1 pseudogene is annotated in these 1748 nt (G+C 82.1%); it reads left to right on the plus strand.

The features are described from left to right. Positions 1–167: 167 nt before the first annotated feature. A pseudogene (locus ACFU6K_RS38385) lies at positions 168–1748 on the plus strand (serine protease); the annotation flags it as partial.

Consider the following 1748-nt stretch of genomic DNA (forward strand, 5'->3'; position numbering starts at 1 on the left):
GTCGGGAATCGTCCCGACGGGGGCTCCGCCGTTCCCGGACCCCCTTTCACCCGCACGAGGGAGCGCGCGGAGTGAACGCCCGTGGTGAGCGGCGTGGGCGCGGTCGGACCGCCTTCCGCGCGGGCAGGCTCCGGGCGGCGGGCGAGCGACGGTCGAGGGGGCATGGGATGCCGGGGTTCCTGGAAGGCGATCCGGGGCGGTACCTGCTGCGGATCCGCGACCTCAACGGGCGACTGCACGGCTTAGGGTTCGTCGCCGACCCGCAGGGGGGCGTGCTGACGGCGCACGAGAGCGTGGCCGGACTGGACCGGGTCGTCCTGCACACCCCCGGCGGGCAGACCAGGGTGCTCGGCCCGGACGCCGTGCTGCCGCTGCCCGGGCACGGGCTCGCCCTGCTGCGTACCGAGGCGGTCGGCGGGCTGCCGGTGCCGCCGCTGCCGCTGGCCGCCGCCGCGGCCGGGCACGAGGTGCTGCTGCCCGCGCTGGCGGGGGAGGACGGCCGGGTGGTCGCGCTGCGCTGCGGGCTGCTCGGGGTCACCGGCGCGGCGTACGGCGGGCACCGGCTGGGCGGGGTGCTGCTACTGGACGTGCCGGTGGTCGGCGGGGTCGTGGTGCCGGCCGGCTCGCCGGTGCTGGACGCCCGCAGCGGGGCGGTGCTCGCCCTGGCCGCGCCCGCCCTGCGCGGCCCCCGGCACGGCGGGGTGCTGCCGGCCGTGGCGGTGGCGGCGGGCCCCGCGGGCGGGTCGGCGGCCGCCGGGGTGCTGGCCGGGCTGCTGGCGAGCAACGCGGCGGCGGTGCCCGGCTACGGCCCGGCGCTCAACCTGGCCGGGGTGCTGCGGCTGACCGCCGCCCAGGTGACGGCCGCGGGCGCCGGGCCGGGCCGGGTGGCCGACCTGGCCGCGGACCGGGTGGACCGGCCGGACGGCCTCGCCGGGGACGAGCCGGCCGCGACCGTCACCGCGCTGGTCGGCGCCCCCGGCAGCGGACGCACCACCGAACTGGCCGCGCTGGCCGCCCGCCGGCACGGCGGTGCCCACCCGCTGCCCACCCTCTGGCTGCGCGGTGCCGACCTGCGGGCCGGGGACCGCTCGCTCGCCGAGCCGCTGGAGCGGGTGCTGGCCGCCGCCGCGGCCGGGCTCGGCACCCCGGCGCCCGCGCCGGAGCCGGTGGCGGCGCTGTGCGCGGCGGCGGGCCGGCCGCTGCTGGTGGTCCTGGACGGCCCCGAGGAGGCCCCGCTGGCGGTGGACGCGCGCTGGCTGCGCGGCGCCGGCCAGTGGCTGACCGGCTGCGGCGCCCGGCTGGTCACCGCGTGCGGGGAGGAGCTCTGGGAGCGGCTCGCGGCCGAGACCTGGGGGAGCGGCGCGCCCGGCCCCCGCCGTACCGCCGAACCGCACCCGGACGGCGACCTGGGCAGCGCCCCCACCGTACGGATGGACGGCCGCGGCCCGAACGGGCCGAGCCTGGCCGGGCAGCGGCTCGGCCCGCTGCCCCCCGAGGCGGCCGAGCGGGTGCGCCGCAGGTACGGGCTGCCGCCGGGCCACCCGGCCGCCGCCGAGGACGGCCGGCACCCGCTGGCGGTCCGGCTGGCCGGGGAGCTGTGGGCCCAGGGGCTGCGCGACGGGCCGGTGGACCGCGGCGAGCTGTTCGACGCCGTCCTGGACCTGCGCTGCCTGCGGGTGGCCCAGCGGCTCGCCGAGGACGGCCGGCCGCGCCGCCCGGGCGCCCACCGCCGGGGCGCGGTGCGGCCG

It is taken from the genome of Kitasatospora sp. NPDC057512, from assembly GCF_042802135.1.
Classification (GTDB): Bacteria; Actinomycetota; Actinomycetes; order Streptomycetales; family Streptomycetaceae; genus Kitasatospora.